Below are 24,918 nucleotides of genomic sequence, written 5' to 3'. Positions count from 1 at the left end.
GCTTTCTATTTTTAGGTTTAAGTAATTATAACTTATTGAAACTAGGATTAATGTCCAGCTCCAGCGCCTACCCCCTCTGGTCACAAGCCAATCCGTCAAGAAGATTAAAGTACAATCTTCATGCCGGCTCGTCTTGTGCTTGGCCGTACCGGCATAAGTGCAACTACTCCTCTGACTTCGCCTATCGGCTTGCCAGTCGGAGAGTTTTCTTTATCAGGGGTGAGCAAGGCGCTTGCGCTTTTCTAATTATTTCGCTTGTTTAGCTGCTTCAATTGCCGCTTCGTAATTCGGATGGTTTGTTGCTTCACTTACGTATTCAGCATATGTAACCGTATCATTTGAATCTACAACAAATACAGCACGAGCTAATAAACGATTTTCTTGGATTGCAACGCCATACGCTTCACCAAAAGAAAGGTCACGATGATCGGACAAAGTTTGAACTTTATCAACTCCAGCAGCACCGCACCAACGACCTTGAGCAAATGGAAGGTCTACACTGATTGTTAAAATATTAACATTATCAAGTTTTGAAGCTTCTTCATTAAAACGACGTGTTTGAGCATCACATACTCCAGTATCAAGAGATGGAACAACACTGATTAAGCGCACGCTTCCTTTTGTATCATCTAATGTTACAGGTGATAAGTCATTTGCTAATACCGTAAAATTAGGAGCCTTGTCTCCTACTTTTACTTCATTTCCTACTAATGTTACAGGATTTCCACCAAATGTAATTGACGCCATCTTCATTTCCTCCTTAAACAATATATGTACATTGTAAACTATATCCTTAAAATTCCATATTTGCAATCAATTTGACTTGGTTGTTTTATTGGAATAATCATCATAAAAAAGGTGTCAGTAACCATTAAACTCGTAATGGTTACTGACACCCATCTAGTTAATTTCTCATCGTTTATCAAATTCGGCCCGTCGAATTTGCGTCCGGAAGTTTCTCGAGCTTGCTCGAGAAACTTCCTTTAAAAAATCCGAGACATCCGCCGAAGGCTTTAACTTCTTTCAGTCGGGGGTTGAACCCCCACTGAATTAATAAAAGCTTGTATTCATCTCGCCACTTATTGAAGTAGGAGACTTCTGCTGAAGGAAGTTAAATATCTAATTCTTTCTTCGGTCCGTTATATTCATCTGAATTAGCTTGACCATTTGACTGTGAATTAGAATCATTCGATTCATTTTTATTTTTGTTTTCAAACATTTGCTGAATTTTATCTACTGCTTGTGGAGCAAGATCAAGAATTTTTTCATAAAGATGTGTATTTTCATCAAGATGAACCATTTTTACTCCACTTGAACTTACAATCAAAAAGGCAACAGGTGTAATTGACACACCACCACCACTTCCTCCACCAAATGGAGACTTTTTATCAGCACCAGATGATTGGCCGTCTAATGTGAATTCACTACCACCTGCTGCAAATCCGAAGCCCACTTTTGAAACAGTCAAAATCACACTGCCATCAGGTGTTTCAACGGGATCACCGATAATGGTGTTTACATCAATCATTTCTTTTAAGTTTTCCATTGCTGTTGTCATTAAACCTTGAATTGGATGATCAGACATTCTTCATTTCCTCCACTTCTATACTAGGTTGGTCTTTTTTTGGGTCAGGCTCGAAAACAGTTTAGATTGAAACTGCGGTTTTCCACCTTTCCAAAATTTAATTAATTTGATACCTGCAAACATAGCATGCCCGATTCTAAATTGAAGCATACATCGGAAAGAGGTTTGAGAAATAGGCAATTGAAAATGGGGGTGTACGGAAAGAGTTGGATTAACTTTAAGCAAACAGTAATTACTAATTATGCCTAAAATACTACCTTTTACAGCCCACACTGCACCTGTTAACATCCCTGTTAATGCTGCTTCTCCTGTACCCAACACCGTATGCCATTCGAATTGTTGGATCGAAACTTTTTTTAAAAACTTTCTAATGATAGTATGTAATGAAACAATATGTTTTAATAATTTTTCTGTGTCTTTAAAGCCTTCTAGGAAATCTTCTACAAAAAATTGACTCCGTTTTTCACTTTTTACTTCTTGGTCCTTTCCTGCTTTCGTTTCTTCCTCCGTTACGAGGGATGGAGAATTATTGTCAATTTTTATTAGTGGGATATCAACGGTATACCGAAAAAGTCCAAACCAAGCTCTAAACTTTATTTTAAATGAATCATTATCGTGAGTATGTGTAAAGATTATTGTTATTTTAAGTTTTGAAAGTAAAATAACCAACATTAATATTAAAAGAACGATAAGTCCGATCAGAATCCATTTCAATTTTTGTTCACACCTTTCGACTTTTTATTATTGGCAAAAAATGACATAAATAAACCCGTCATCTTTATTGATGACGGGCTTATATTCTTATGAAGGACGTTCGTGTATCACCGTAGTATCTGCAAACAAGTCATGAATCCCCTGTTTTTTCGGTAAAAAACCAATGATAATATACAAAATTAAAACAGTACCCGAAATAAAACGTCCGATCCATTCCCTAAACACAATTGTGGACCAATTAAGTTTCGATTCCTTTAGAGAAATAACCTTGAGTCCGAAAGCCATTTTCCCTAATGTTTGTCCAAAGTATTTCGTCATTAAAACAAAATAGGCATAAAAGATGATGGCTGTCATAATGGAAACAGGAGTGAAAATGCTATTTTCATCCATCGGGAGATCAAACAACCGGAATATCGGATAGACAAGTATTCGATTGATGCTTCCTATTACAATGATATCTAGTAAATATGCCCAAAATCGCATCCAAAAGCCTGCATATTTATAATCCTTTACATGGTCTACATTGTCCTGATTGACGCTAACCGTCGATTCCTCGATAGAATGAACTTCTTCCTGTATGTTCGAGGTTTCATTTTCTTTTTCAATATCTACTTGATCCGTACTCATTTCTCCACCCCTATTCATACAAATACATTAAACGTGGTGAATGACTTTGTGTTAACAAATTCATAATTCCAGCTAACTCAATATCTTCCTGTCCAATAAATTGTCGTGCCTTCATTGTAAACAGGGAACCGAACCCAAAGTTCTCCGTATATTTAATAACTTGTGCATCACTTAACTTATGATCTTTTTTCATCGCATCGACAACATCTTCAAAATAACCAAATTCATCAATTAAATTTAATTCTTTTGCTTGGCGACCGTCATAAATCCGTCCATCCGCGATCCTTCTAACTTGATCTTCTGGGATTTCCCGACCTTCTGAGATCACTTTCACAAAACCAACGTACGAATTATCAATCATATTTTGTAGGATCGCTCTTTCCTCTTCCGTCATTTCTCTTGTTGAACTCATGATATCCTTGTATTCTCCGCTTTTGATCGTTTCGAATTTAACTCCATATTTTTCAGCTAATCCCGCAAAATTGATCCCTTGCATAATCACACCTAGGGATCCTGTCAACGTTTCAGGACTTGCAAATATTTTATCTGCAGGTGCCGATATGTAATATCCGCCTGAAGCAGCCATCGATCCCATGGAAATGTAAACAGGTTTTTTCGCTTCTTTTTGGATTTCAACAATTTTATCATGAATTTGTGCACTTTCTACTACTCCACCACCAGGTGTGTTCACTCGAATAATAATTCCTTTCACTGATGGATCGTTCTTTGCGTAATTAAGGTTCTTTAAGAAGCCTTGATGATTATAGCCCACTGTTGAAAAAAATGATGTTGCTTCACCAGTGTCTTGAATCGTCCCATTTACATCAAGTACAGCTATTTTCTTCAATAGATTTCCGTCCTCAATTACTTCCTCAGTTAATAGGGTATTGGAGGAGTTCATCAACTCATCCATTGTACTTTGAAAATTACTGCTAACAAATGTGGAAAAAATACTCGTTATCGCAGAAAAAAAGAACAATACAGCAGCTATTCCCAATGCTGCCCAACGTTTTTTATTCACAATTTTCCCTCCTCTTTTTTTATTTCTTTCTTACATACGCATGAATCCTGCAAAATGTTTCAAAATTATTTAATAGTAACACAAGAAAGTTTGAATTCTATTAATATTCTGCTAGTATACAATTAGGGAGGGTTGGAAATGACTGATCGAAAAAACATTTATTTTTTCTATAAAGAAAGCACAAGTATACATAAGAATTTAGACAACCTTATCAATCGAATAACAGAAAATGGATTTAATGTCGTAAATGATGCGCAAGACGCTAATATTATTGCAAGTATTGGCGGAGATGGAGATTTTCTACAGTGTGTTCGCAGAACTCGTTTTCGCGATGATTGTCTATATGCTGGAATTTCAAATACAAATCAACTGAGCTTTTATTGTGACTTTTATCTAGATAACGTTGAAAAAATGATTGAAGCCATTGTTGAGAACCAAATGAAGGTTCGTAGATATCCTGTGATTGAAGTGACAATCAATGATGGTCCATCCTATGAATGTATTAATGAATTTAGTATTCAATCTGCTATCGTCAAAACCTTTATTCTTGATGTGTACATTAATAACCTTCATCTTGAAACCTTTAGAGGTGATGGTTTAATTATTTCCACTCCAACAGGTAGTACAGCATATAACAAATCTGTACATGGTGCAGTTGTTGACCCCAAACTTACCTGTATGCAAATCACAGAGCTCGGTTCTTTAAATAATAATCAATATCGAACGCTAGGATCTCCTTTTATTGTAAGTGAAGATAAAACATTAACTTTAAAAGTAGCTAAAGAAGGAAATGAGCATCCCATCATGGCCATTGATAATGAAGCCTTGAGTGTTCGCCAAGTAGAAAAAATTCAAATTAAACTAACCGGCAAAAAAATAAAAACTATTAAATTAAAGGATAATACCTTCTGGCATAAAGTTAAACGCACATTCTTATAATTCTCGATGGTGCCAGAAATAGTCATAAAAAATAAAGTTAGCCTATCAATTGGCTAACTTTATTTTTTATCCCGTATTAACCGGCAGTGAAATCCAAAAGAATAAATATTCATCAGTCGTGCAGGTTTCACTTTATTAATTTCCTACTTTTAAACCCAATTCTTGGTTTCTAAGTTCAACCCGGCGAATTTTACCAGATGATGTCTTAGGTAATTCTTGTACAAATTCAATTTTACGCGGGTATTTATAAGGCGCAGTCATAGATTTCACGTGGTTCTGAAGCGTTTTAATTAAATCACTTTCATTTTCGTTCACATCATTATTTAAGATAACAAATGCCTTTACTACATTACCACGAATCGGATCCGGGCTTGCTACCACAGCACATTCTTTTACCATAGGATGTTTAACAAGTGCATCCTCTACTTCAAATGGTCCAATCGTATATCCCGAACTAATGATAATATCGTCGCTACGACCTTCAAACCAAAAATAGCCTTCCTCATCCTTTTTCGCACGATCTCCTGTTACATAATAATCGCCACGATATTGTTTTGCTGTTCTTTCAGGATCTTTATAATATTCCTTAAACAATGCTGGGGTTTCTTTATGGACTGCTATATCTCCTACTTCTCCAACTCCACAAATTTCGCCCTCTTCATTAATGATCTCTACGGTGTTACCAGGTGTAGGCTTACCCATAGAACCTGGTTTTAATTCCATATCCTTCATGATTCCTACTAACAAAGTATTCTCTGTTTGTCCATATCCATCACGAACCTTCAGTTGAAAATGGCGATAAAATATATCGATTACTTCACGATTTAATGGCTCCCCGGCAGATACAGCACTATGAATATGGGATAGATCATAATCATCCAAATTATTCAATTTAGCTATCAATCGGTATTCAGTTGGTGTACAGCAAAGAACATTTACTTTATATTTATTTAACAATTGTAGATATTTTTCAGGTTCGAATTTCCCATGATAAGAAATTCCCGTTGCACCTGATCCTAATACAGCTAGGAATGGGCTCCAAATCCATTTCATCCACCCAGGACCTGCCGTTGCCCAAACGGTATCACTTTCCTGAATACTTAGCCAATGAGGTCCCGCTGTGCGAAGATGCGCATAAGCCCAACCATGGGTATGAACAACTGCTTTTGGATTAGCTGTAGTACCAGAAGTATAGGATAGAAATGCCATGTCATCACGGTTTGTATGGGCTATGGAAAGTTCATCAGAAGCATCAAGCATTTCTTCCTCTAATCGATTCCACCCTTCCACATCATGACCAACAACAAACTTTTGAATATGGTTTATTTCTTCAATATTTTCAAATTCACCTGTATATGGATAATAGCTAATTACCGCTTTTACATCACCATGAGTAATTCTATACTGTAAATCTTTTGTACGAAGCATTTCTGAACTTGGTATGACAACTAGACCTATTTTAAGTGCGGCTAAGTAGACTTCATATGCTTCAATTAATCGTGGCATAATAACGAGTACGACATCTCCTTTTTTTAAACCTCTTTTTAAGAAGATATTTCCTATTTTATTAGCAGCAAGTATTAAGGATTGGTACGTAATCTCTCTCGTTTCGCCAGATTGATCTTCCCACTTTACAGCGATTTTTGTATCATCTTTTGCATATTTTTCCACTTCCATCACAAGATTATATTGTAATGGTGCGATTAAATCTTCTCTATTCATATTTTCGCCTCCAAGCTTTCTGTTACTCATCATAACACATTTATGTAGAGTTTTTACATAGTATTTTCACTTGTTTATATGACCAAGTACCAAGATACGTGCAAGAACTCTTGCCTAAATTAAAAAGAAAAAAGGAGCGGGTTTACCCCCCGCCCCTTGTAGCCATCTTTATTTATTTTTTATTGTTGTGAATATCCAGATAGTTGTTGTTGAGCAGTTTGTACAAGACGCTTGGTGATTTCTCCACCAACAGATCCGTTAGCACGAGAAGTTGTTTCAGCACCAAGGTTTACTCCAAACTCAGAAGCGATTTCATATTTCATTTGCTCAAGAGCTTGCTCAACTCCCGGAACTAATAATTGGTTTGAGCTGTTGTTGTTAGCCATGTGTTCTTCACCTCCTTGTGAGTATATAATGTGTAGAATGACGTGACTTCATACAACAACAAAGCTGGTAATTCATACCCAAACTGTCAAAAAAAAGGAATACCCCAAAATATTTTGGGGTATTCCTTTAATCAACCATATTAAAAAAGCTCATCAAATACATCAAGCTTGTTACTGTTTGGCTTTACGATAATCGTTTCGATCCCATCAACTGCTTTTTGAATGTATGGTTCAAAATCAAAATAACTTTCATAATGGGTGACTTTTTCCCGTTTTGGTTTTGTTTTAGGTGATGGTGGAACGAAAATTGTACAGCAATCCTCAAATGGACGGATTGAGATGTCATGTGTACCAATCTCTTGAGCCAAACTAACAATGTCAGATTTATCCATCATGACAAGCGGTCTTAAAATCGGAGTATTCGTTACCTCGTTGATTGCAAACATACTTTCTATGGTTTGACTTGCTACTTGCCCAAGACTTTCCCCTGTTACAATCGCTAATGCTTCCTGTTTTGCTCGAATCGCGTCTGTAATTCGTAACATAAGCCTTCTAGTCGTCGTCATCGTATAGTTTTCTGGAATTTGCTTTTGAATGATCTGCTGTATTTCTGTAAACGGCACAATATGCACCACAAAACGACCATTGAAATTAGATAATTTCTCTGCTAAATCCAACACCTTTTGTTTTGCTCTTTCACTTGTATAGGGCGGGCTAAAGAAATGAACACCTTCAATGTCCAATCCCCTTTTTAATGATAGGAACCCAGCAACAGGACTGTCAATGCCCCCAGATAGCATCAGCATCGCTTTTCCACTTGAACCTGCAGGTAATCCACCAGCACCTTGGATGGTTTGACATGAAATATACGCCGCTTCTTTTCTTATTTCAATTTGCATATTAAGATCAGGTTTTTTTACATCAACCTTTAAATTTGGCACATTTTGTAAGATATGGCTGCCAAATTGATGGTTTAACTCCCCTGTATCCATAAAATAGGTTTTATCTGCGCGTTTAGTCGTGATTTTAAAGGTCTGACCTTCATGATGAACTTCTTTAAAAAGATCGAGAACAGCGTCTTTCATTTCATTTAAATCTTTTCCTGTTTTAATGACAGGACTAAAGGATTGAATTCCAAACACACCTGTTAACCGTTCACAGATTTGTTTTCCATCCTCACCATTTAAAATAACATAAGTTCTATCACGATTTCCTTTAATAATAACCTTTGGAAAATCATGTAATGCACCTCTGATACTATTGCTTAATTTCTCAACAAACTTACTGCGGTTTCTTCCTTTAGTAGACATTTCGCCATAGCGAATCAATATTCGATCATAGTTCATATTACTTCATTACCTTTCTAAGTGCGTCGATGGTTTCCTCGATCGCATCAAGAGCCATTTTTATTTCTTCCATTGTATTCCAATAAGATAAACTTACCCTTATCGCACTATTTGCTCGTTCCTTCGTTACCCCCATCGCCATTAGCGTACTGCTATTTGTTTTTTGTTTAGAAGAACAGGCAGATGTTGTGGAAACATAGATTTCTTTTTCCTCAAGGGCATGAACAAATACCTCTGACTTTATTGGTGGAATTGAAAAATTCATAATATGGGGGGCTGAGTCTATTTCAGGTGTATTGATCAAAACACCTTGAATCGAAGCCAATCCTTTTCTCAGTTCATCGGAAAGGCTTTGTAAATGATTCTTTTCATATTGGAATTTTTCCATTGTCATGCGCAATGCTTTAGCTAGACTAACAGCACCGGCAACATTCTCTGTTCCGCTTCTGAATGTAGCTTCCTGGTTTCCACCATTGAATAACGGATTTATTTTAATTCCTTCTTTCGCAAATAGCAACCCTGTACCTTTTAATCCATGAAACTTATGACCTGACATCGTACATAAATCAATATGACATTGTTCAAAATCAAGAGGGACCTTCCCTACCCCTTGAACATAATCAACATGGAATAGGGCATTCTGATATTTTTTTATCATATTGCCAATTTCTTCTATTGGTTGTATTGTACCCACTTCATTATTAACATGCATGACAGATACAAGTATCGTATCGTTACGCATCGCATTTTTGATATCCTCTGGATTCACTTTTCCATCATGATCCGCTTCAATAATTGTTATCGTAAATCCATCTTCTTTTAAACTGTGAAATACTTCTCGTACGGAGGCATGTTCAATATTTGTTGTAATAAGATGACGCCCCTTTTTGCTGTTCGCATAGGCTGCACCTTTTATCGCTAGATTATTTCCTTCCGTACCCCCTGAAGTGAAAATAAGCTCATTTGGTTTTACCGATAGTATATTAGCTACTTGTTGTCTTGCTTGCCTTAATAACTGCTCGGCCTTACCACCAAAATTATGAAGGGAAGAAGGATTGCCGAAGTAATCGGATGAGACTTTCATAAATGAATTTAATACTTCTGGAAATGGTTTCGTTGTTGCACTGTTATCAAGATAGATCACCTAATCCCCTCCTTTATGTTCGTACATTCATATTTTTAAATGTTATCACATCCAAAGCTAATTGAAAAATAAGAAGCGCAAGCATTTTTTCCAATACAAAAGGTTTGCTAATTAGCAAACCTTTTGTCTGATATTATACTTGAACAAGATCCTCGATTTGGTTTTCAATTTTCTTTAAGACATGGGGGTCAATCTTTTCTAAAGCAGCTCCTGCTTTCTCCAATGCCTCTTTATATTGATACGACCTAAATAGCATTTCTGCTTCCTTTAATGCCTGATTAACGGATGGATATCTACTTCTATAACGATTTCCATACTGGATTACTTTTTCCGCAAGTGTGACTGTTTCAAAAAGATCTGTCGTTTTTTTCGTCATATTTTCAACTGATAATACAGCAATCTCTAAATGCTCTTGAACAATCGGAATATCAAGCGGTGTCTCATTTAATTTTCCAATTACTCCCTTAATACTATCTTGTGCCTCTTCCATCATATATTGAAATGCTTGAGGAATACCAGGAATATTGCTGTTCGCAATAAGTCGAATGGTTTCAGCTATTTGTTTCTTTAACATCGCAACTTTTTCTCGAGCCTCAAGTTCATCCTTCCGTAATGTCTGCATTTTCTCAGCAAATTCTGCTTGTTCTGTTATGATGGAATGTAATGTTTCTTCTACACTTACTAGTTCAATCTGCAAATGAGAATACGCAGCTTGATTTTCACTCATTTTGTTTTCAATCAGATCAAACCGAGTAAATAACTGTTCTAAACGTTTTGCAAGATTTTCAATCATATCCATATAGGATTCTTGGAGGTGATAACTTGACTGAATTTGAATAAATTCGTTATTTAATTCTCGATTAACTTCCTTGGCTGACTGAAGCTTATTCAATATTTCACGATCATGCTTTTTAATTTCTTGTTTTGCTAAAACTTCCTTCTCCAGCAAATCGTAAAATTCATCGATCGTATTTTTCCATTCTTCTACCTTTTCTTCGATATCATCAACAGATATTTTCTCAAAATCATTTAAATATTGTTGAAGTTCCTGTGAAATCCTCCCTGTTTCTTGATCGATCAAGATATGATCTAATACATACCCCTGTGAAATCATTTCACTATATCCTTCTTTTAGTTCGTTCAATAGTGTCGGAATAATCGATTGACACTCGTTTAATAGATTTGGAATTACTTCCATTGCCTTTTTCGTTTTAGTTAATACTTCGTGGATATTGAGAACAATTTCCCTAGCAGCTAAATAATTTCCGTTTTCTGTATTTTCATCAAAAAGATTGAATTGTTTTGAGATATCCTCTAGTTTTCCTTCAAGAGGCTTTTCCATTTTGCCATATAAATAGCGATGGGCTAGAAGCTTCTTTTTGCATTCTCGATAGATTTCCTTTAGCTCATCAATTTCAACCCGGTTCTTCTCTTCACTGCCTACCAGTTCACCCAATTCATTTAAAAGGGTCGTAATGGTTTCCTCTATCTTTGAAAGGGTTGCACTCACTTCCGCTTGAACTAATTTCGCTTTTTTGAAACGGTATTTATCTATATGCTCCTCTATATAAAATAATTGTTCCTCAATATCTGGAAGTTGAGAAGATACAATATCATCCCAAACACCTCTCCAGCGTTCAAAGCGTTCTTCCGTTTCACCATTCATATTAAGTCGTTTTACTTTTTGCATCTCGTCGAGTACGGGGCGGTTCGTAATATCCATCTTCCAAGCTTCTAGACGATCTGTTTCCTTATAATATTTCTTTTTCATAAAAAACCCCGCAAGGAATATACAAATTAAAACTGCAATTCCACCAATTACGTATTCCAATGTTATGCCCCCTGTTCTTCTCCGAACCAGTAAATATATATCAAATTAGAGAATGACTTTCTCGTTACGTTTTATTTTCATAGACTCTCTTAAACTTAGTTGTTGCTTTCGGTTAGTTTGTTATGCTTCCCTCGCAGAAGCCTGTGTGTCTTCCACTGACATCTTCAATAATTTTAAATCAACATAAACCTTTAGCATAGCCAATTTATAATTTAATCACAAATAATCTGTAAATATCGTGATAAGTGTGGATGTAAGAAGAAATCTAATATTGCCGAGGTAGTAAATAATAAATTCGAGGCCCCGTACATATTCTTTTCAATGTTTTTATGATAACATGTAAACGACATTTTTTGACTATTAAAATCAAATTTTTTTCTTATTCCTATCATGATATTTCTTAATTTCGTCAGAATCAATTTTAATTCACTAGAAAACAGCATAATACTATTAAAACACAAATAGTAGAAATTGTTAAAAAATATTTCTAAGGGGATACAAAAATGGTAAAAAAAGACGGTCATATTCATACATATTTTTGTCCACATGGTACAAAGGATTCTTTTGAAGAGTATATCGAAAAAGCGATTGCGCTCAATTTTGAGGAAATCTCTTTTACAGAACACGCCCCGCTTCCAGAAGGGTTTATTGATACAACACCGACAAAAGATAGTGCGATTACACATGATCAACTTGACCTATACTTTGAAGAAATTCAACGCCATAAAGAAAAATATAAAGACCAGATAAAAATTAATTGTGGACTTGAAATCGATTTTATTGAAGGCTATGAAAATGAAATAAAAAAAGCTTTAACCAAAATAGGTCCAAAGCTTGACGATGCTATTTTGTCTGTACATTTTCTTAAAAACGGCAACAAATACGATTGCCTTGATTATAGCCCCCAATTTTTTGAACAAATGATTCATGAATATGGCTCTATCGATAAAATCTATCAAAAATACTATGAAACGGTGCAACTATCCATCGAAGCAGACTTAGGGGTCTATAAACCAAAACGAATTGGACATATTACACTTGTTCATAAATTTCAAAAACGGTTCCCCCATTCCAATAATGAACAAGACAGCATCATGACAATTTTAAAAATGATCAAAGCTCAGAACTATGCTTTAGACTATAATGGGGCGGGTACAGCAAAACCACTTTGTCGAGAGCCTTATCCTCCAAATTGGGTAATCAAAGAGGCACTCGCACTGCAAATCCCACTTGTATACGGATCTGATGCTCATCAAGCAAAAGAACTTGGGCAAGGTTACGTACAAATGAAAGCTTATTTGAATGTTTAACCTATATTTGACTTAGGAAGAGTGTCGATGGTTAAAACACTATCTAACCAACGATAAATTTCTTTTAAATATTTTTCAGCAAAATACTTCTCATGCGGAAAAATATGAAGAACCTCTGATATATATTGGCTGTTAAGGAATGGCATCGACAATAGACTTTTTAATTGTAAGATAAAATAATTGATATTGACTTTGTTGAATTCTTTTCTAAGCATCCCTTTTTCGAGGATCTGCGTGAAAAAATATCGTTCTTTAACCGAATAGGTTGACATCATTTCACGGACAATTTGGCTATCTACTGAAAGTTCACGTAAAATAAAACGGGATAAATGGCTGTTCTGATAATGGTAATTCATCAGATTTTCAATCACTTTTTTCAAACATTTGTAAGCGCCAGACTCTAGTTCAGCCATCCCATTCTCTAGTTCTATTAAATAATTTTCATAATAAGCCATAAAACAATATTCTAGTAGCCCTTCCTTGCTTTGAAAATAATAAGAAATATTTGCTACATTGACTTCCGCTTTACCTGCAATTTCACGAATCGATGTGCCATGAAACCCATTTGTATTAAATAATGAAATCGCAGCGTTCACAATGGCATCTTTAGAATTTTTCTTCACTTTTCCCACCACCCTTTCAGATCACAACCTTATGATTCCACCAAATTTCGTTGTATTGTTGCACTATCATAAACATTCGACTTATTTCCGTGGTATCCTTCATGAAAAACTCGACAAAAAACTCATGTTTTCTATAAATTTCGAGAATAACAAAAAGGACTCCCAACGTTAGGAGTCCTTTTTATTATGGTTGGGTCACCACTTTATCCTTTCCAGTTTCTTTTGCCTCATATAAAGCTTGGTCGGCACGCTTAAATAGAGTAGTATACGTATCATTGTCTTCTTTTTTCCAGTGAGATACCCCGCACGATACGGTAATCTTAGGATTAGAAGATTCCCTTACCTTCTTAACAAGTCTTTCAGCAATGTGAATGCCTGTTTCTAATGAAACCCTTGGTAAATAGATGGCCAGTTCTTCCCCGCCCCATCTTGCGCCAACATCGGTTGAGCGAATATTGGATTGAATAATCTCAGCCACTTGGATGATCACTTCATCCCCAATCTGATGTCCATACGTATCATTAATTCTTTTAAAGTTATCAATATCAATCATAATAAAGGTTCCTTCAGCATCTACACTCATAGATTCCTTTATTTTTTCATCGAGATAGCTTCGTGAATACAGTTTGGTTAAATGATCGGTAATGACCATCTTTTCAAGTTCTTCTCGTAAAAGTGTATTGGTAAAGGCCAATGTAGAATGCTGGACTAAAGATTTCAATAATTTGAATGTTTCAAACGAAAAGGCATAGGGTTCTTGATGCAAAACAATAACAAATCCATTTAGGTCACCAGCTTGTAACATAGGAACCACCATCATGGATTTAAACGCTTTTGGTTGTGTATTCTGTAACGGTAATATTAATTCACCAATAAAGAGTGATTCATGTTCATGAATAATTCGATTTTTAGAATATTCTATATAAGGGGCGGCATCAAAAGTAAAAAAGAAATCTGTGCTCCCAATCTGGACTTTCATGTCTTTCATTTTAGAGGTAATTTGTATAAACCCAACCTCCTCTGCTCCAAGTGATAGGATGATTTGCTCTGACATATATTGCATCGTTTCAGTTAATCGCAAATTAGAATTAAGTTGTTGGCTTGTCTCATTAATTAGTTGTAAGTCTGCAATTAATCTCCGTGATTGTTCATACAACTGGGCATTTTCCATTGCCTCTCCTGCTGTTTTTGCCAACAACGAGATAAATTCCACTTCATTTTTTGGAAAAATAAGAGAATCTGGAGCAATCATTTGCAACACCCCATACACCCCTTGTTTTCCCTTCAATGGTGCATACAAAATCGACGTTTTTTCAGCAAGTGAATCTTCAAATTGTATGTTTCCCGTCACATAGGCTTCCATAAGTGAATTATTTTTACTACCGTAGTCAAATTCCTTAATTGGAAGACCTTCATATCCCTCATGATCTTGTGATAAAAGGAGATAATAGGTAAAACTAGGGTAAATTTCACGCAAAGATTCAATAATTTCATTTAATACAGACTCCATGTTCATAGTCGAATGAACTTTTTCTGTAACACGAAGTAGTTGTTTATATCTTTTTTGTTCAGAAACTAAATTGATTTGAAAGGTAACTTTTTCTAAAAAATCACCACAAATTTCCCTTAATGTTTGCAGAAATGGAATCGATAATGTTGTAATTCTAGAATCCTTGTCAACTAGAAGCAGCAATCTTTGAGAATAATCCTGTTGGATGACAGGAATACTCCATCCAAAAAAACTAGTCTTCTCAAACGAGTGTATTGAGGAGTTTGATGTAGAAACGTCTATTTCACTCGGATTAAGCATCAAGTCTGAGCTTGCGGAGGCCTCGATGAATACCTTTTTATCATTATTTTGAAAGGCACAAAGCATCACTTGATTTACATTCAGGATGTCATGGATCGCCGCCACCATTTTCATTAGAATAGAATCATAGCAAGGCAGACTAATATCAGTTGTAGCGATATCATAGAATCTAGCTTTTATATGTAAAATAAAACGTTCTTCAACCATTTCCACAGTAATCCTCACCTAATTTTCGATCACTTTTTTTAATTCAGGACTTTATCACTTCCATTATACTACTCATATTATGTATTTGTGTGAATTTTTACCTATTTTATATAAAAATTCATACTAATATAGACTAACCAAACACGATATGTTTCAAATTTTCTGTCATTAATTTAAGATTATTTTTATATTTATACTTACACATTTTACACATCTTTTCCTTTAAATTCAATCATATACTTGACAGTCATATCTTTTAAATTATATAATTGCCTTTGTGTAAAATATCGCAGCAAATGTGAAGCCTTTTGGGTGCATTTTGTTCCTCTTACGCATTTCGTTGATGACGGTGTATGAGTAACCCTCCGCTGCAGGGCGAATGTACATGTAACAAAATGTCCAAGAGAAACGTCACATCTGTTTTTATTTTACCAAAAATAAAAACAAAGAGGAGGAGTCATTCATGGCTCGTTATACAGGTCCAAGTTGGAAACTGTCTCGTCGTTTAGGGATTTCTTTAAGCGGCACTGGTAAAGAATTAGAAAAGCGTCCTTACGCTCCTGGACAACATGGTCCAAACCAACGTAAAAAATTATCTGAATATGGTTTGCAATTACAAGAAAAGCAAAAGCTTCGCCATATGTATGGTCTAAATGAAAAACAATTCCGTAACTTATTCGTTAAAGCGGGTAAAATGAGCGGTATCCATGGCGAAAACTTTATGATTCTTTTAGATTCACGTTTAGATAATATTGTTTATCGTTTAGGCTTAGCGCGTACTCGTCGTCAAGCACGCCAGCTTGTTAACCACGGTCACATCTTAGTAGATGGAAAACGTGTTGATATTCCTTCATACCGTTTATCTCCTGGTCAAACAATTGGTGTTCGTGAAAAATCACGTAACCTTGACATCATTAAAGAAGCAATCGAAGTGAACAACTTTGTTCCTGATTACTTAACTTTTGATGCAGACAAGTTAGAAGGAACTTTCACTCGTTTACCAGAACGCTCTGAACTTCCAGCTGAAATTAACGAAGCATTCATCGTTGAGTTCTACTCTCGTTAATAGATGCTTTGTAAATAGCATTAACAAAAACCCTAGAATGGTTGATTTTATCAACTTTTCTAGGGTTTTCGTTTTATTTCCCATTGCTATTTCAACTTGATTTTATGTACATATAATAATTTATAACTATCTATTACTTCCCAGCTAAAATACGGTTAATCGTATCAAGTTCTTCCTTTGTGAATTTAATTTCACTTGCATGAACGTTCTCAAGAATACGCTCTTTCTTTTTGCCTCCTGGGATGACTACATCGACACCTTCTTGTGCAAGTAACCAAGCTAGAGCTAAGTTAGGAAGAGTTGTTACCTTTTTAGTTGCAATGTCCTTTAATTTTTCCACCGTTTCAAGGGTTTGTTGGAATCGCTCACCTTGGAATAAAGGGACAGAATTTCGCCAATCTTGTGGATCCAATTTAAACTCTTTAGTGAAACCGCCGCCTAAAAATCCAAACGCTAAAGGACCATATGGGATAAAAGAAATATTATTTTCAACACAATATGGCAATAATTCTGCTTCAGCCGAACGGTCTAACATATGATAAGCAGATTGTAAGACGGAAATATCACCATGAGCGTTCGCTTCTTTTAATTGTTCGAATGAAACATTCGAAATCCCGATCGCACGAATTTTCCCTTCTTTTTTTAATCGAGCCAATTCACCAACCGATTCGGAAAAAGGAGTTACACTATCTGGAAAGTGTATATAATACAAGTCAATTTCGTCTAATTGTAACCTTTGTAAACTCTTTTCAAGCGCTTCTCGTAGATATTCAGGACGAGTATTTGCTTTTACCGTACCATCCGAGAACCTTTGTCTTCCTCCCTTCGTTGCAATCACAAAATCATCTCGTTTATATTCCTTTAATACCTCACCTACCAACTCTTCAGAGCGTCCAAATCCATAAACATCTGCTGTATCAATGAAGTTTACCCCATTGTTTAACGCTGCTCGTATAAGTTCTCTTCCATCTTCTTCATTTAAATTTTCAAATAAATTATGCCCATCTACTGCATTTGTACCAAGTCCAATCACTGAAACATTAAGATCGGAATTTTTTAAAGTTGAATATCTCATGTCTGTTCCTCCTTTCATACATATATTCATCCTATCATACATAACCAAGCACAACTAAAATGAAAATCTACAATTTTTTGATAAATGAAACAACCTAGAAATATCGTTGATATTTCTAGGTTGTTAAAAAATGTTAATATTTAATTAGGAAGTATTTCTTTTTCCCACGACGAATCACAGTAAATTGACCTTCAATCCGGTCCTTTTCAGCGATTACATAATCCGTTTCAGTTATACGCTCACCATTAATCGAAATCGCACCATTCGTTACATCCTCACGAGCTTGTCGTTTAGATGAAACAATTCCCGCAGCAATGAGGAGATCCACAATTCCAATCTTTTCACCAGTTGTATGCTCGTAGGAAGGAACATCTTTAAAGCCTTGTTTAATTTCTGCAGCACTTAAATCTTGAATATTCCCTTTGAAAAGTGCCTCCGTAATTTTGATGGCTTGATCAAGTGATTCTTGTCCATGAATCAAACGAGTCATTTCTTCAGCTAACGCTTTTTGCGCTTTTCTTAAATGTGGTTCAGTTTTTACTGATTCCTCTAATGCTTCAATTTCTTCTTTTGAAAGGAATGTAAAGAATTTCAAATATTTAATGACATCTGCATCAGCCGTATTAATCCAGAATTGGTAAAACTCATATGGAGATGTTTTCTCAGGATCTAACCAAACAGCGCCACTTTCCGTTTTCCCAAATTTCGTCCCATCTGCTTTCGTTACAAGTGGAATGGTTAATCCGAATGCCTTTGAACCCTCTGGTGCCATTTTCCGTATTAATTCTAACCCGGTTGTAATGTTTCCCCACTGATCACTTCCACCGATTTGCATTTTACAATCATATTTTTCATAAAGATGTAAGAAGTCCATCGCTTGTAAAATCGTATACGTAAATTCAGTAAATGAGATACCCGTTTCTAAACGATTGGCAATCGTATCCTTCGCAAGCATATAGTTTACACCAACATGCTTTCCATAATCGCGAAGGAAAGTAACAATATCCATTGAGCCCGCCCAATCGTAGTTATTTACCATTTTTGCCCCTTGCTCACCATCAAATTCGAAAATTTTTCTCATTTGATTTTGCAGACACTGCGCATTGTGTTGAATGGTTTCAGTGGTTTGTAGTTTTCTTTCTTCACTTTTACCACTTGGATCCCCAATCATTCCTGTTGCTCCACCGACAAGAACAATTGGGCGATGTCCATGCTGTTGAAAGCGTCTTAACGTTAAGAAAGGCAATAAATGACCAATATGCATACTATCAGCCGTTGGGTCTACCCCACAATATAGGGAAATCTTTTCCTTTTCTAACGTTTCTTTAATTCCTTCTTCATCTGTTTGCTGGTAAATAATGCCTCTCCATTGTAAATCTTCCAATAATGTCATACGATTATTTTCCTCCTAAATGATTCGTGTTAATCCTTAAAAATAATAAAACGTCCCTGCAAATATGCAGGGACGCAAAATTTTCGCGCGGTACCACCCAGATTGAAGAACGTTTCTTCCATTCTTCCACTCAAAAAGATAACGGATAATCCGTTCACTGCTACTAAGAAAAGCGGAAGCGCCTTGCCCAGCCCCGACAAGCACAAGACGAGCTGTCTAGAAGGTTGCTTTTTACCTTCTAGACAGATTGGCTTGTGACCTCGATGGGCTAGGCGCTGGACCTAGACCATTCTCAAAGTTTAAATAGTTCTTTAACTATAATACCGTTCACAGTGAAAGCTCAAGGAGGTAATTCATTCATCTATTTGCACTGGCTTACAGCGACCGCCAGCTCTCTATAGCAGGGATAGATGGACTACTTGATTCCCGTCAAAGCTTTAAATTTATATACATTTATACTGATTTTTATCATATTTGTGAACCATTGTCAAATATTGCTAACAAAATCCAACAAAATAATACAACCTTTTCGGTTTCCTTCCCGTGTTTATGCTATAATGGATGATGATTTTGGAGGGGATTTATGGAATGAAATTTGACCAATCTAGATGGAAACATAGAATACAAACCTTTTTGAATCAGTTCAAAAATAAAGAAGTCACAAAAAAGATGCGGATCACCTATCAAATATTATGGAATCTTGGACTTATTTTAATCATTGTACTGGTACTAGGTACTACATTTGCTGGTGGAGTTGGTGCAGGATATTTCGCTTCTTTAGTGAAGGATGAACCGGTTCGCCCTTATGAAGAAATGAAGAAAGATATCTATAATTACGAAGAAACATCTGAATTATATTTTGCTAATCATGTATATTTAGGAAAGCTTTATAATGATATTGAACGGGAAGAAGTAAAACTAGAAAATATTTCTCCCCATTTAATTGATGCAGTTATCGCTACGGAAGATCAATATTTTTATGAACATGAAGGTGTGGTACCTAAAGCGATACTACGGGCATTACTTCAAGAAGTGACCAATTCATCCGTACAAACAGGTGGAAGTACACTGACACAACAACTTATTAAAAACCAAATTTTAACCAATGAAGTATCTTTTGAAAGAAAAGCGAAGGAAATTTTACTTGCTCTCCGCCTAGAAAAATTCTTTTCTAAAGAAGAAATTTTGGAAGCGTATTTAAATGTTTCCACATTTGGAAGAAACTCATCTGGGAGAAATATTGCTGGAGTCCAATCAGCAGCAAAAGGGATTTTTGGTGTAAATGCAAACGAACTAAGTTTACCGCAAGCAGCATTTATCGCAGGACTTCCACAAAGTCCATTCGGGTATACCCCTTACACCAATAAAGGGGAAATTAAGAAACAAGAATATCTTGAACCAGGATTAACAAGAATGAAAACCGTTCTTCATCGTATGTATGAAGATGAAAAAATCACTAAAGAACAGTACGATCATGCAGTTGGCTATGACATTACGAAAGATTTTATTACCATTCATGAAAACCCTGTAGATGAGTATCCATGGGTTACCTTTGAAATTGAAGAAAGAGCGATTGACGTCATGTCCGTTGTGCTAGCTAAAAAGGATGGGTATACGGAAGAAGATTTACAAAAAAATAAGGCGTTAAAAAAGAGGTATCTGACACTTGCGGACCGAGACATCCGCCAAAATGGTTATAAAATCCACAGTACCATTAATAAAGATATCTATGATGCTTTTCAAAAAGTGGTTGCAGATTATTCCTATTATGGTAGTGATCGAACAAAGAAAGAAGTCGATCCGGAAACAAAAGAAACAAAATTAGTTCCAGAACCAGTAGAAACTGGAGCCATGTTGATTGAAAATAAAACAGGTAGAATCATCAGCTTTGTGGGTGGTCGAAATTATCATCGGGAACAATTAAACCACGCCACAAAAGCCATCCGTCCAAATGGCTCAACGATGAAACCTTTACTTGTCTATGCTCCTGCTTTTGAATTAGGTACCCTTTCACCAGGAAGCATATTACCAGATGTACCTTTAAAGCTAGACCCTGCTGCACCAAATAAAATATGGCCAAGGAATTACGGTGGTGGTTATCACGGGTTAGTAACAGCTAGAGAAGCATTGAAAAAATCTTATAACATCCCAACTGTTAAAGCCTATATTGATATTTTAGATCAAAGGCCTGCTCAGTATTTGGAGAAAATGGGATTTAGCTCTCTAACTGAAGCTGATTTTACAAGCCGCTCAACTTCACTTGGAGGGTTAACAAACGGTGTCACTGTCGAAGAAAACACCAATGCATTTGGTACATTTGCGAACAATGGTCAATTTATTGATGCGTATATGATAGAAAAAATCACAGATAAAGAAGGGAGTATCATATATCAGCATGAAGTTAAACCGGTTGACGTATTTAGTCCACAAACTGCTTATTTAACTTACGATGTAATGAGAGATGTCATTAATTCCGGAACCGCTACATCGTTAAAAAGCCGTCTAAAGTTTAACTCAGATTGGGCTGGTAAAACCGGGACAGGTCAAGATTATAAAGATGTCTGGTTTGTCGCTACTAACCCGAATGTTTCGTTTGGTACATGGATGGGCTACGATACTCCAAAGCCAATAGAGAGAAGCTACAAAGGAATGTCTTATTCGGTTCGAAACATTAATTTATGGGCCCAATTAATGAATGCAGCTTATAATATTGCACCTGAACTTGTGGATCCAAGCGAGAACTTACCAAGGCCAAGCGGGATTGTGTCACGTTCGTTCTGTGCCATTACGGGTTTAGCCCCTACAAAAGAATGTTCTGACGCTGGACTTGTACGCACCGATTTGTTTAATGAAAAGTTTGTACCAAAGCAAGGAAACGGCAAAAATTTAGGGAAAGAACGATTTATTACGATTGGTGGCACTAAGTATTTAGCGCTAGATTCAACACCAGAAGAATTTGTTGAAACAGGATTTGTCTTAAATACAGATACCATTCAGAAATTTTTTGGGATATCAACTGATCCAAGTACACTCAAGATAAATAATAGTTCATTGAATAGTGCCTTATCGGCAACTCGTGTAATGAAGGATAATGGGAAAGAACCAACCACCTTTAATGTGACTACATCAGGAAATACGATCAGCTGGGGTAATCACCCCGAACCGGATATTATCGGATATCGCATTTTTAGGGATGGTGTTAAAATCGCCACGATAAAAGCTGGAGGATCCCTAACGTATAAAGGGGATAATGGTTCCTATTACATTACCGCTGTTGATATTGCAGGAAATGAATCAGCTCCATCCAATGAAGTTGTGATTGGACAGACGGAACCGCCTATAGATGTACCCGAGGAACAACCATTGCCTCAGGAATCATCGCCCACACAACCTGAACCTGAGACCGTAGCTGATCCAGAACAAAATCAATAAACAAAATAACCTAAGAAAAAAAGCACCTCTTCACAATAAGGGGTGCTTTTTTCTGCACGGAACAATGAATTGCCAATCTCATTAATCCTCCATCGTAGACAAATCACCTGTAGGTAAATTAAGTTCCCATGCTTTTAATACCCGACGCATGATTTTACCACTTCTTGTTTTTGGTAATTTATCACGGAATTCAATTTCTCTTGGTGCCGCATGCGCAGCAAGACCTTTTTTCACAAATTGACGAATATCATCAATCAACTCGTCTGAAACCTCATATCCAGCACGTAAAGCAATAAAGGCTTTAATGATTTCTCCTCGAACTGGATCCGGTTTCCCAATCACACCCGCTTCGGCTACAGCCGGATGTTCAACTAGCTTACTTTCAACTTCAAATGGACCGACACGCTCGCCCGAAGTCATAATGACATCATCAATTCTACCTTGGAACCAGAAATATCCTTCTTCATCCATATAAGCGGAATCGCCTGAAACATACCAGTCATTTGGCATAAAATAAGATTCATATTTTTGCGGGTTATTCCAGATTTTATACATCATAGATGGCCAGCCTTTTTTTATCGCTAAATTCCCCATTCGATTTGGCGGTAGTTCGTTCCCTTGATCATCCACAATTGCAGCCATTACACCTGGAATTGGTTTCCCCATTGATCCTGGTTTGATTTCCATACACGGATAATTACAGATAAGCTGTGCTCCCGTTTCTGTCATCCACCATGTATCATGAATTCTTAAATCAAAAACTTTATTACCCCAGCGTACGACCTCAGGATTTAAAGGTTCCCCTACACTAACAATATGTCTTAGATTGGATAAATCAAATTTTTTTACCACTTCATCCCCTGCACCCATCAGCATACGGAAAGCAGTTGGCGCACTATACCAAACAGTTACCCCGTAATCCTCTAGCATCTTGTACCATGTCTCTGGATTAAATCGACCGCCAACGATCAAATTGGAGGTACCCGTTAACCAAGGTCCAAAGATCCCATAGGAAGTTCCGGTTACCCAGCCAGGATCCGCTGTACACCAATATACATCATCATCTTTTAAATCAAGAACCCATTTAGCTGTTTGATACTGTTGGATCATCGCATTGTGAACATGTAGTACACCTTTTGGCTTTCCTGTTGAACCTGAAGTATAGTGAAGAATGAGTCCATCATATCGGTCCACCCATTCAATATCTAATTTAGAGCTGGCCTCTTGAAATCTTTTATTAAAATCAATAACCTTTTCCGTTTCATCTACATTTTCATCAATAACAAATATATGTTGTAATAAAGGTAAGTCTTGAACAGGAATCCGAGACAATAACGTCTTCGTTGTTACAATTACCTTTGCTTCACTGTCTAATAATCGGTCACGCACAGCGCCTTCCATAAAAGCCTCGAATAAAGGACCGACAATAGCTCCTAGTTTTATTGCTCCTAATACAGAGAAGTACAGTTCAGGTGAGCGCGGCATAAAGATAAACACCCGGTCCCCTTTTTCTACTCCAAATTGTTTAAATAGATTCCCCGCTTTATTTGAAAGATCCTTCATTTCCTTAAATGTATACTTATCTTTACGTTGCCCATCATCATAGTATAAAGCAATTTTATTTTTTCTATAAGATTCAGCATGTCTGTCAATTGCTTCATAAGCCATATTCCACTGACCAGTTTCATGCCAAGAAAAGTTCTTTTCTGCTTCTGTCCAGTCAAAATGCTTATAGGTTTCTTCGTAATTTGCTAGATTATATTTTCCTATACTTGCTGGTATCGCTTCAACTTTCATTCATAGGATCCTCCTTTTAACTATTATAGTACAGAAATAATTATATTCTTATTTTTTTGAATATTCAATAACAATGTTACGAAAATTTGAACCTTTTAGAAAAATATAAAAATTTTTCCGTAAAAAGAACCTTTACCGATAAATTTTTTTGTATAATAAAGATAAATGCACGGTCTTACTACTTAGTAAAACAGCATAAAACAAATCAGCTTCTAATGACAGAGTAGGTGACTAAAATTTGAAACATCATAAAACATATTATCAAAAAGAATTGTCGACACCTTTAGGTAATTTGATCATTGAAGGTCCTGTTTCAAGCGAATGTTTAAGAGATTTATCATTTCATGAAGAACTTACTGCCTTTCGCCCTCCTGAGAATCAATTTGAGGCGCTAATTGAAATAGCACATTTACCAGAGGGTAGAATTATCCTTGTTAGAGAAAACAAAACTATTGTCGGTTATGCAACTTATTTATATCCTGATCCCCTTGAGAGATGGTCTGAGGGAAATATTGATAACCTAATCGAATTAGGCGCCATTGAAATTATCCCTGCATTTCGGGGATTGGGAGTGGGGAAAAATATTTTACACGTCTCGATGATGGACGATGCGATGGAGGACTATATTATCATTACCACAGAATACTACTGGCATTGGGATTTAAAAGGAACAGGATTAAACGTTTGGGACTATCGGAAAATGTTAGAGAAAATGATGAACACTAGTGGGTTGCAATGGTATGCAACAGACGATCCCGAAATCTGTTCCCACCCCGCTAACTGTCTAATGGTAAGAATCGGAAGTCGAGTCCAACAAGAATCGATTGAAAAATTTGATCAAATTCGTTTCAAGAATAGATTTATGTATTAGTAGAAAACGATAGGGCTGT

The 24,918-nt window shown here is 36.2% G+C and carries 20 protein-coding genes and 1 other annotated feature; of the genes, 5 read left to right on the top strand and 15 right to left on the bottom strand.

The window, feature by feature from the left end; all coding sequences use genetic code 11:
* Window positions 1–246: 246 nt before the first annotated feature.
* From tpx to sppA, 5 genes are all read right to left on the bottom strand, one after another.
* Entirely contained in the window at window positions 247–747 is a 501-nt protein-coding gene (tpx, locus tag Q5760_RS06110; protein WP_428911317.1) for a thiol peroxidase, read from the bottom strand.
* A gap of 364 nt (window positions 748–1,111) precedes the next feature.
* Complete coding sequence (ytfJ, locus tag Q5760_RS06105; protein ID WP_428911316.1) at window positions 1,112–1,585, bottom strand: GerW family sporulation protein; 474 nt, start codon at window positions 1,583–1,585, stop codon at window positions 1,112–1,114.
* An 18-nt stretch (window positions 1,586–1,603) separates the two neighbouring features.
* A complete protein-coding gene (locus tag Q5760_RS06100) occupies window positions 1,604–2,299 on the bottom strand; it encodes a DUF2953 domain-containing protein (RefSeq protein ID WP_428911315.1) in 696 nt (231 codons plus the stop codon).
* A gap of 87 nt (window positions 2,300–2,386) precedes the next feature.
* Window positions 2,387–2,926 carry an RDD family protein gene (locus Q5760_RS06095; RefSeq protein WP_428911314.1) on the bottom strand — a complete coding sequence of 180 codons (540 nt, stop codon included), beginning with the start codon at window positions 2,924–2,926 and terminating at the stop codon, window positions 2,387–2,389.
* Window positions 2,927–2,936: 10 nt separating this feature from the next.
* Window positions 2,937–3,947, bottom strand: a complete 1,011-nt coding sequence (gene sppA, locus Q5760_RS06090; RefSeq protein WP_428911313.1) for a signal peptide peptidase SppA — start codon at window positions 3,945–3,947, stop codon at window positions 2,937–2,939.
* A gap of 138 nt (window positions 3,948–4,085) precedes the next feature.
* Here sppA and Q5760_RS06085 point away from each other — a divergent pair, with 138 nt between their 5' ends.
* On the top strand, window positions 4,086–4,886 hold the full coding sequence (locus tag Q5760_RS06085; RefSeq protein WP_428911312.1) for an NAD kinase: 801 nt from the start codon (window positions 4,086–4,088) through the stop codon (window positions 4,884–4,886).
* A 135-nt stretch (window positions 4,887–5,021) separates the two neighbouring features.
* On the opposite strand, the gene mbcS is transcribed toward Q5760_RS06085, so the two are convergent.
* The 5 genes from mbcS to ezrA all read right to left on the bottom strand — a co-directional run bounded on the left by mbcS (window position 5,022) and on the right by ezrA (window position 11,315).
* The gene (mbcS, locus tag Q5760_RS06080; protein ID WP_428911311.1) at window positions 5,022–6,608 is read right to left on the bottom strand and encodes an acyl-CoA synthetase MbcS; all 1,587 of its coding nucleotides are present in this window, start codon (window positions 6,606–6,608) and stop codon (window positions 5,022–5,024) included.
* Window positions 6,609–6,787: 179 nt separating this feature from the next.
* Window positions 6,788–6,994 (bottom strand): small, acid-soluble spore protein, alpha/beta type, encoded by a 207-nt coding sequence (locus Q5760_RS06075; protein WP_428911310.1) that lies wholly within the window; start codon window positions 6,992–6,994, stop codon window positions 6,788–6,790.
* Window positions 6,995–7,134: 140 nt separating this feature from the next.
* The gene (gene thiI / locus Q5760_RS06070; protein ID WP_428911309.1) at window positions 7,135–8,340 is read right to left on the bottom strand and encodes a tRNA uracil 4-sulfurtransferase ThiI; all 1,206 of its coding nucleotides are present in this window, start codon (window positions 8,338–8,340) and stop codon (window positions 7,135–7,137) included.
* 1 nt (window position 8,341) lies between these two features.
* Entirely contained in the window at window positions 8,342–9,484 is a 1,143-nt protein-coding gene (locus tag Q5760_RS06065; protein WP_428911308.1) for a cysteine desulfurase family protein, read from the bottom strand.
* A gap of 133 nt (window positions 9,485–9,617) precedes the next feature.
* Complete coding sequence (gene ezrA, locus Q5760_RS06060; RefSeq protein WP_428911307.1) at window positions 9,618–11,315, bottom strand: septation ring formation regulator EzrA; 1,698 nt, start codon at window positions 11,313–11,315, stop codon at window positions 9,618–9,620.
* A 503-nt stretch (window positions 11,316–11,818) separates the two neighbouring features.
* Between ezrA and hisJ the strand changes: the two genes are divergently transcribed.
* Window positions 11,819–12,625 (top strand): histidinol-phosphatase HisJ, encoded by an 807-nt coding sequence (gene hisJ / locus Q5760_RS06055; RefSeq protein WP_428911306.1) that lies wholly within the window; start codon window positions 11,819–11,821, stop codon window positions 12,623–12,625.
* On the opposite strand, the gene refZ is transcribed toward hisJ, so the two are convergent.
* Both refZ and Q5760_RS06045 read right to left on the bottom strand, forming a co-directional pair.
* Window positions 12,622–13,248, bottom strand: a complete 627-nt coding sequence (gene refZ / locus Q5760_RS06050; RefSeq protein WP_428911305.1) for a forespore capture DNA-binding protein RefZ — start codon at window positions 13,246–13,248, stop codon at window positions 12,622–12,624. The two genes, hisJ and refZ, sit on opposite strands and share 4 nt — an antisense overlap.
* A gap of 184 nt (window positions 13,249–13,432) precedes the next feature.
* Entirely contained in the window at window positions 13,433–15,265 is a 1,833-nt protein-coding gene (locus tag Q5760_RS06045; protein WP_428912505.1) for a sensor domain-containing diguanylate cyclase, read from the bottom strand.
* 463 nt (window positions 15,266–15,728) lie between these two features.
* Between Q5760_RS06045 and rpsD the strand changes: the two genes are divergently transcribed.
* On the top strand, window positions 15,729–16,331 hold the full coding sequence (gene rpsD / locus Q5760_RS06040) for a 30S ribosomal protein S4 (protein ID WP_428911304.1): 603 nt from the start codon (window positions 15,729–15,731) through the stop codon (window positions 16,329–16,331).
* A gap of 133 nt (window positions 16,332–16,464) precedes the next feature.
* Here the strand turns inward: rpsD and Q5760_RS06035 are convergent, their stop codons facing one another.
* Together Q5760_RS06035 and tyrS are read right to left on the bottom strand one after the other, a co-directional pair.
* Entirely contained in the window at window positions 16,465–17,406 is a 942-nt protein-coding gene (locus Q5760_RS06035; RefSeq protein WP_428911303.1) for an aldo/keto reductase, read from the bottom strand.
* Window positions 17,407–17,539: 133 nt separating this feature from the next.
* Window positions 17,540–18,799, bottom strand: a complete 1,260-nt coding sequence (tyrS, locus tag Q5760_RS06030) for a tyrosine--tRNA ligase (RefSeq protein WP_428911302.1) — start codon at window positions 18,797–18,799, stop codon at window positions 17,540–17,542.
* Window positions 18,800–18,864: 65 nt separating this feature from the next.
* Window positions 18,865–19,241 (bottom strand) — a binding site (T-box leader).
* A 146-nt stretch (window positions 19,242–19,387) separates the two neighbouring features.
* Between tyrS and Q5760_RS06025 the strand changes: the two genes are divergently transcribed.
* Window positions 19,388–22,231, top strand: a complete 2,844-nt coding sequence (locus Q5760_RS06025; protein ID WP_428911301.1) for a transglycosylase domain-containing protein — start codon at window positions 19,388–19,390, stop codon at window positions 22,229–22,231.
* A gap of 81 nt (window positions 22,232–22,312) precedes the next feature.
* Here the strand turns inward: Q5760_RS06025 and acsA are convergent, their stop codons facing one another.
* Window positions 22,313–24,028, bottom strand: a complete 1,716-nt coding sequence (gene acsA / locus Q5760_RS06020) for an acetate--CoA ligase (RefSeq protein ID WP_428911300.1) — start codon at window positions 24,026–24,028, stop codon at window positions 22,313–22,315.
* Between the two features lie 238 nt (window positions 24,029–24,266).
* Here acsA and Q5760_RS06015 point away from each other — a divergent pair, with 238 nt between their 5' ends.
* A complete protein-coding gene (locus Q5760_RS06015; RefSeq protein ID WP_428911299.1) occupies window positions 24,267–24,899 on the top strand; it encodes a GNAT family N-acetyltransferase in 633 nt (210 codons plus the stop codon).
* Window positions 24,900–24,918: the final 19 nt, after the last annotated feature.

The sequence above is a fragment of the Niallia sp. Kr1 genome (genome assembly GCF_050389805.1).
Lineage (GTDB): Bacteria > Bacillota > Bacilli > Bacillales > Cytobacillaceae > Bacillus_BD.
Note: the sequence above shows the minus strand (reverse complement) of the source record. Positions and strands in the feature narration are given on the sequence as shown.

Excerpts from the sequence above, each read along its gene's own strand:
- Q5760_RS06045 (WP_428912505.1), bottom strand. The coding sequence starts at position 15,265 with ATGGTTGAAGAACGTTTTATTTTACATATAAAAGCTAGATTCTATGAT.
- rpsD (WP_428911304.1), top strand. The coding sequence starts at position 15,729 with ATGGCTCGTTATACAGGTCCAAGTTGGAAACTGTCTCGTCGTTTAGGG.
- thiI (WP_428911309.1), bottom strand. The coding sequence starts at position 8,340 with ATGAACTATGATCGAATATTGATTCGCTATGGCGAAATGTCTACTAAA.
- Q5760_RS06075 (WP_428911310.1), bottom strand. The coding sequence starts at position 6,994 with ATGGCTAACAACAACAGCTCAAACCAATTATTAGTTCCGGGAGTTGAG.
- tyrS (WP_428911302.1), bottom strand. The coding sequence starts at position 18,799 with ATGACATTATTGGAAGATTTACAATGGAGAGGCATTATTTACCAGCAA.
- ytfJ (WP_428911316.1), bottom strand. The coding sequence starts at position 1,585 with ATGTCTGATCATCCAATTCAAGGTTTAATGACAACAGCAATGGAAAAC.
- mbcS (WP_428911311.1), bottom strand. The coding sequence starts at position 6,608 with ATGAATAGAGAAGATTTAATCGCACCATTACAATATAATCTTGTGATG.
- tpx (WP_428911317.1), bottom strand. The coding sequence starts at position 747 with ATGGCGTCAATTACATTTGGTGGAAATCCTGTAACATTAGTAGGAAAT.
- acsA (WP_428911300.1), bottom strand. The coding sequence starts at position 24,028 with ATGAAAGTTGAAGCGATACCAGCAAGTATAGGAAAATATAATCTAGCA.
- Q5760_RS06035 (WP_428911303.1), bottom strand. The coding sequence starts at position 17,406 with ATGAGATATTCAACTTTAAAAAATTCCGATCTTAATGTTTCAGTGATT.
- hisJ (WP_428911306.1), top strand. The coding sequence starts at position 11,819 with ATGGTAAAAAAAGACGGTCATATTCATACATATTTTTGTCCACATGGT.
- Q5760_RS06085 (WP_428911312.1), top strand. The coding sequence starts at position 4,086 with ATGACTGATCGAAAAAACATTTATTTTTTCTATAAAGAAAGCACAAGT.
- Q5760_RS06095 (WP_428911314.1), bottom strand. The coding sequence starts at position 2,926 with ATGAGTACGGATCAAGTAGATATTGAAAAAGAAAATGAAACCTCGAAC.
- Q5760_RS06025 (WP_428911301.1), top strand. The coding sequence starts at position 19,388 with ATGAAATTTGACCAATCTAGATGGAAACATAGAATACAAACCTTTTTG.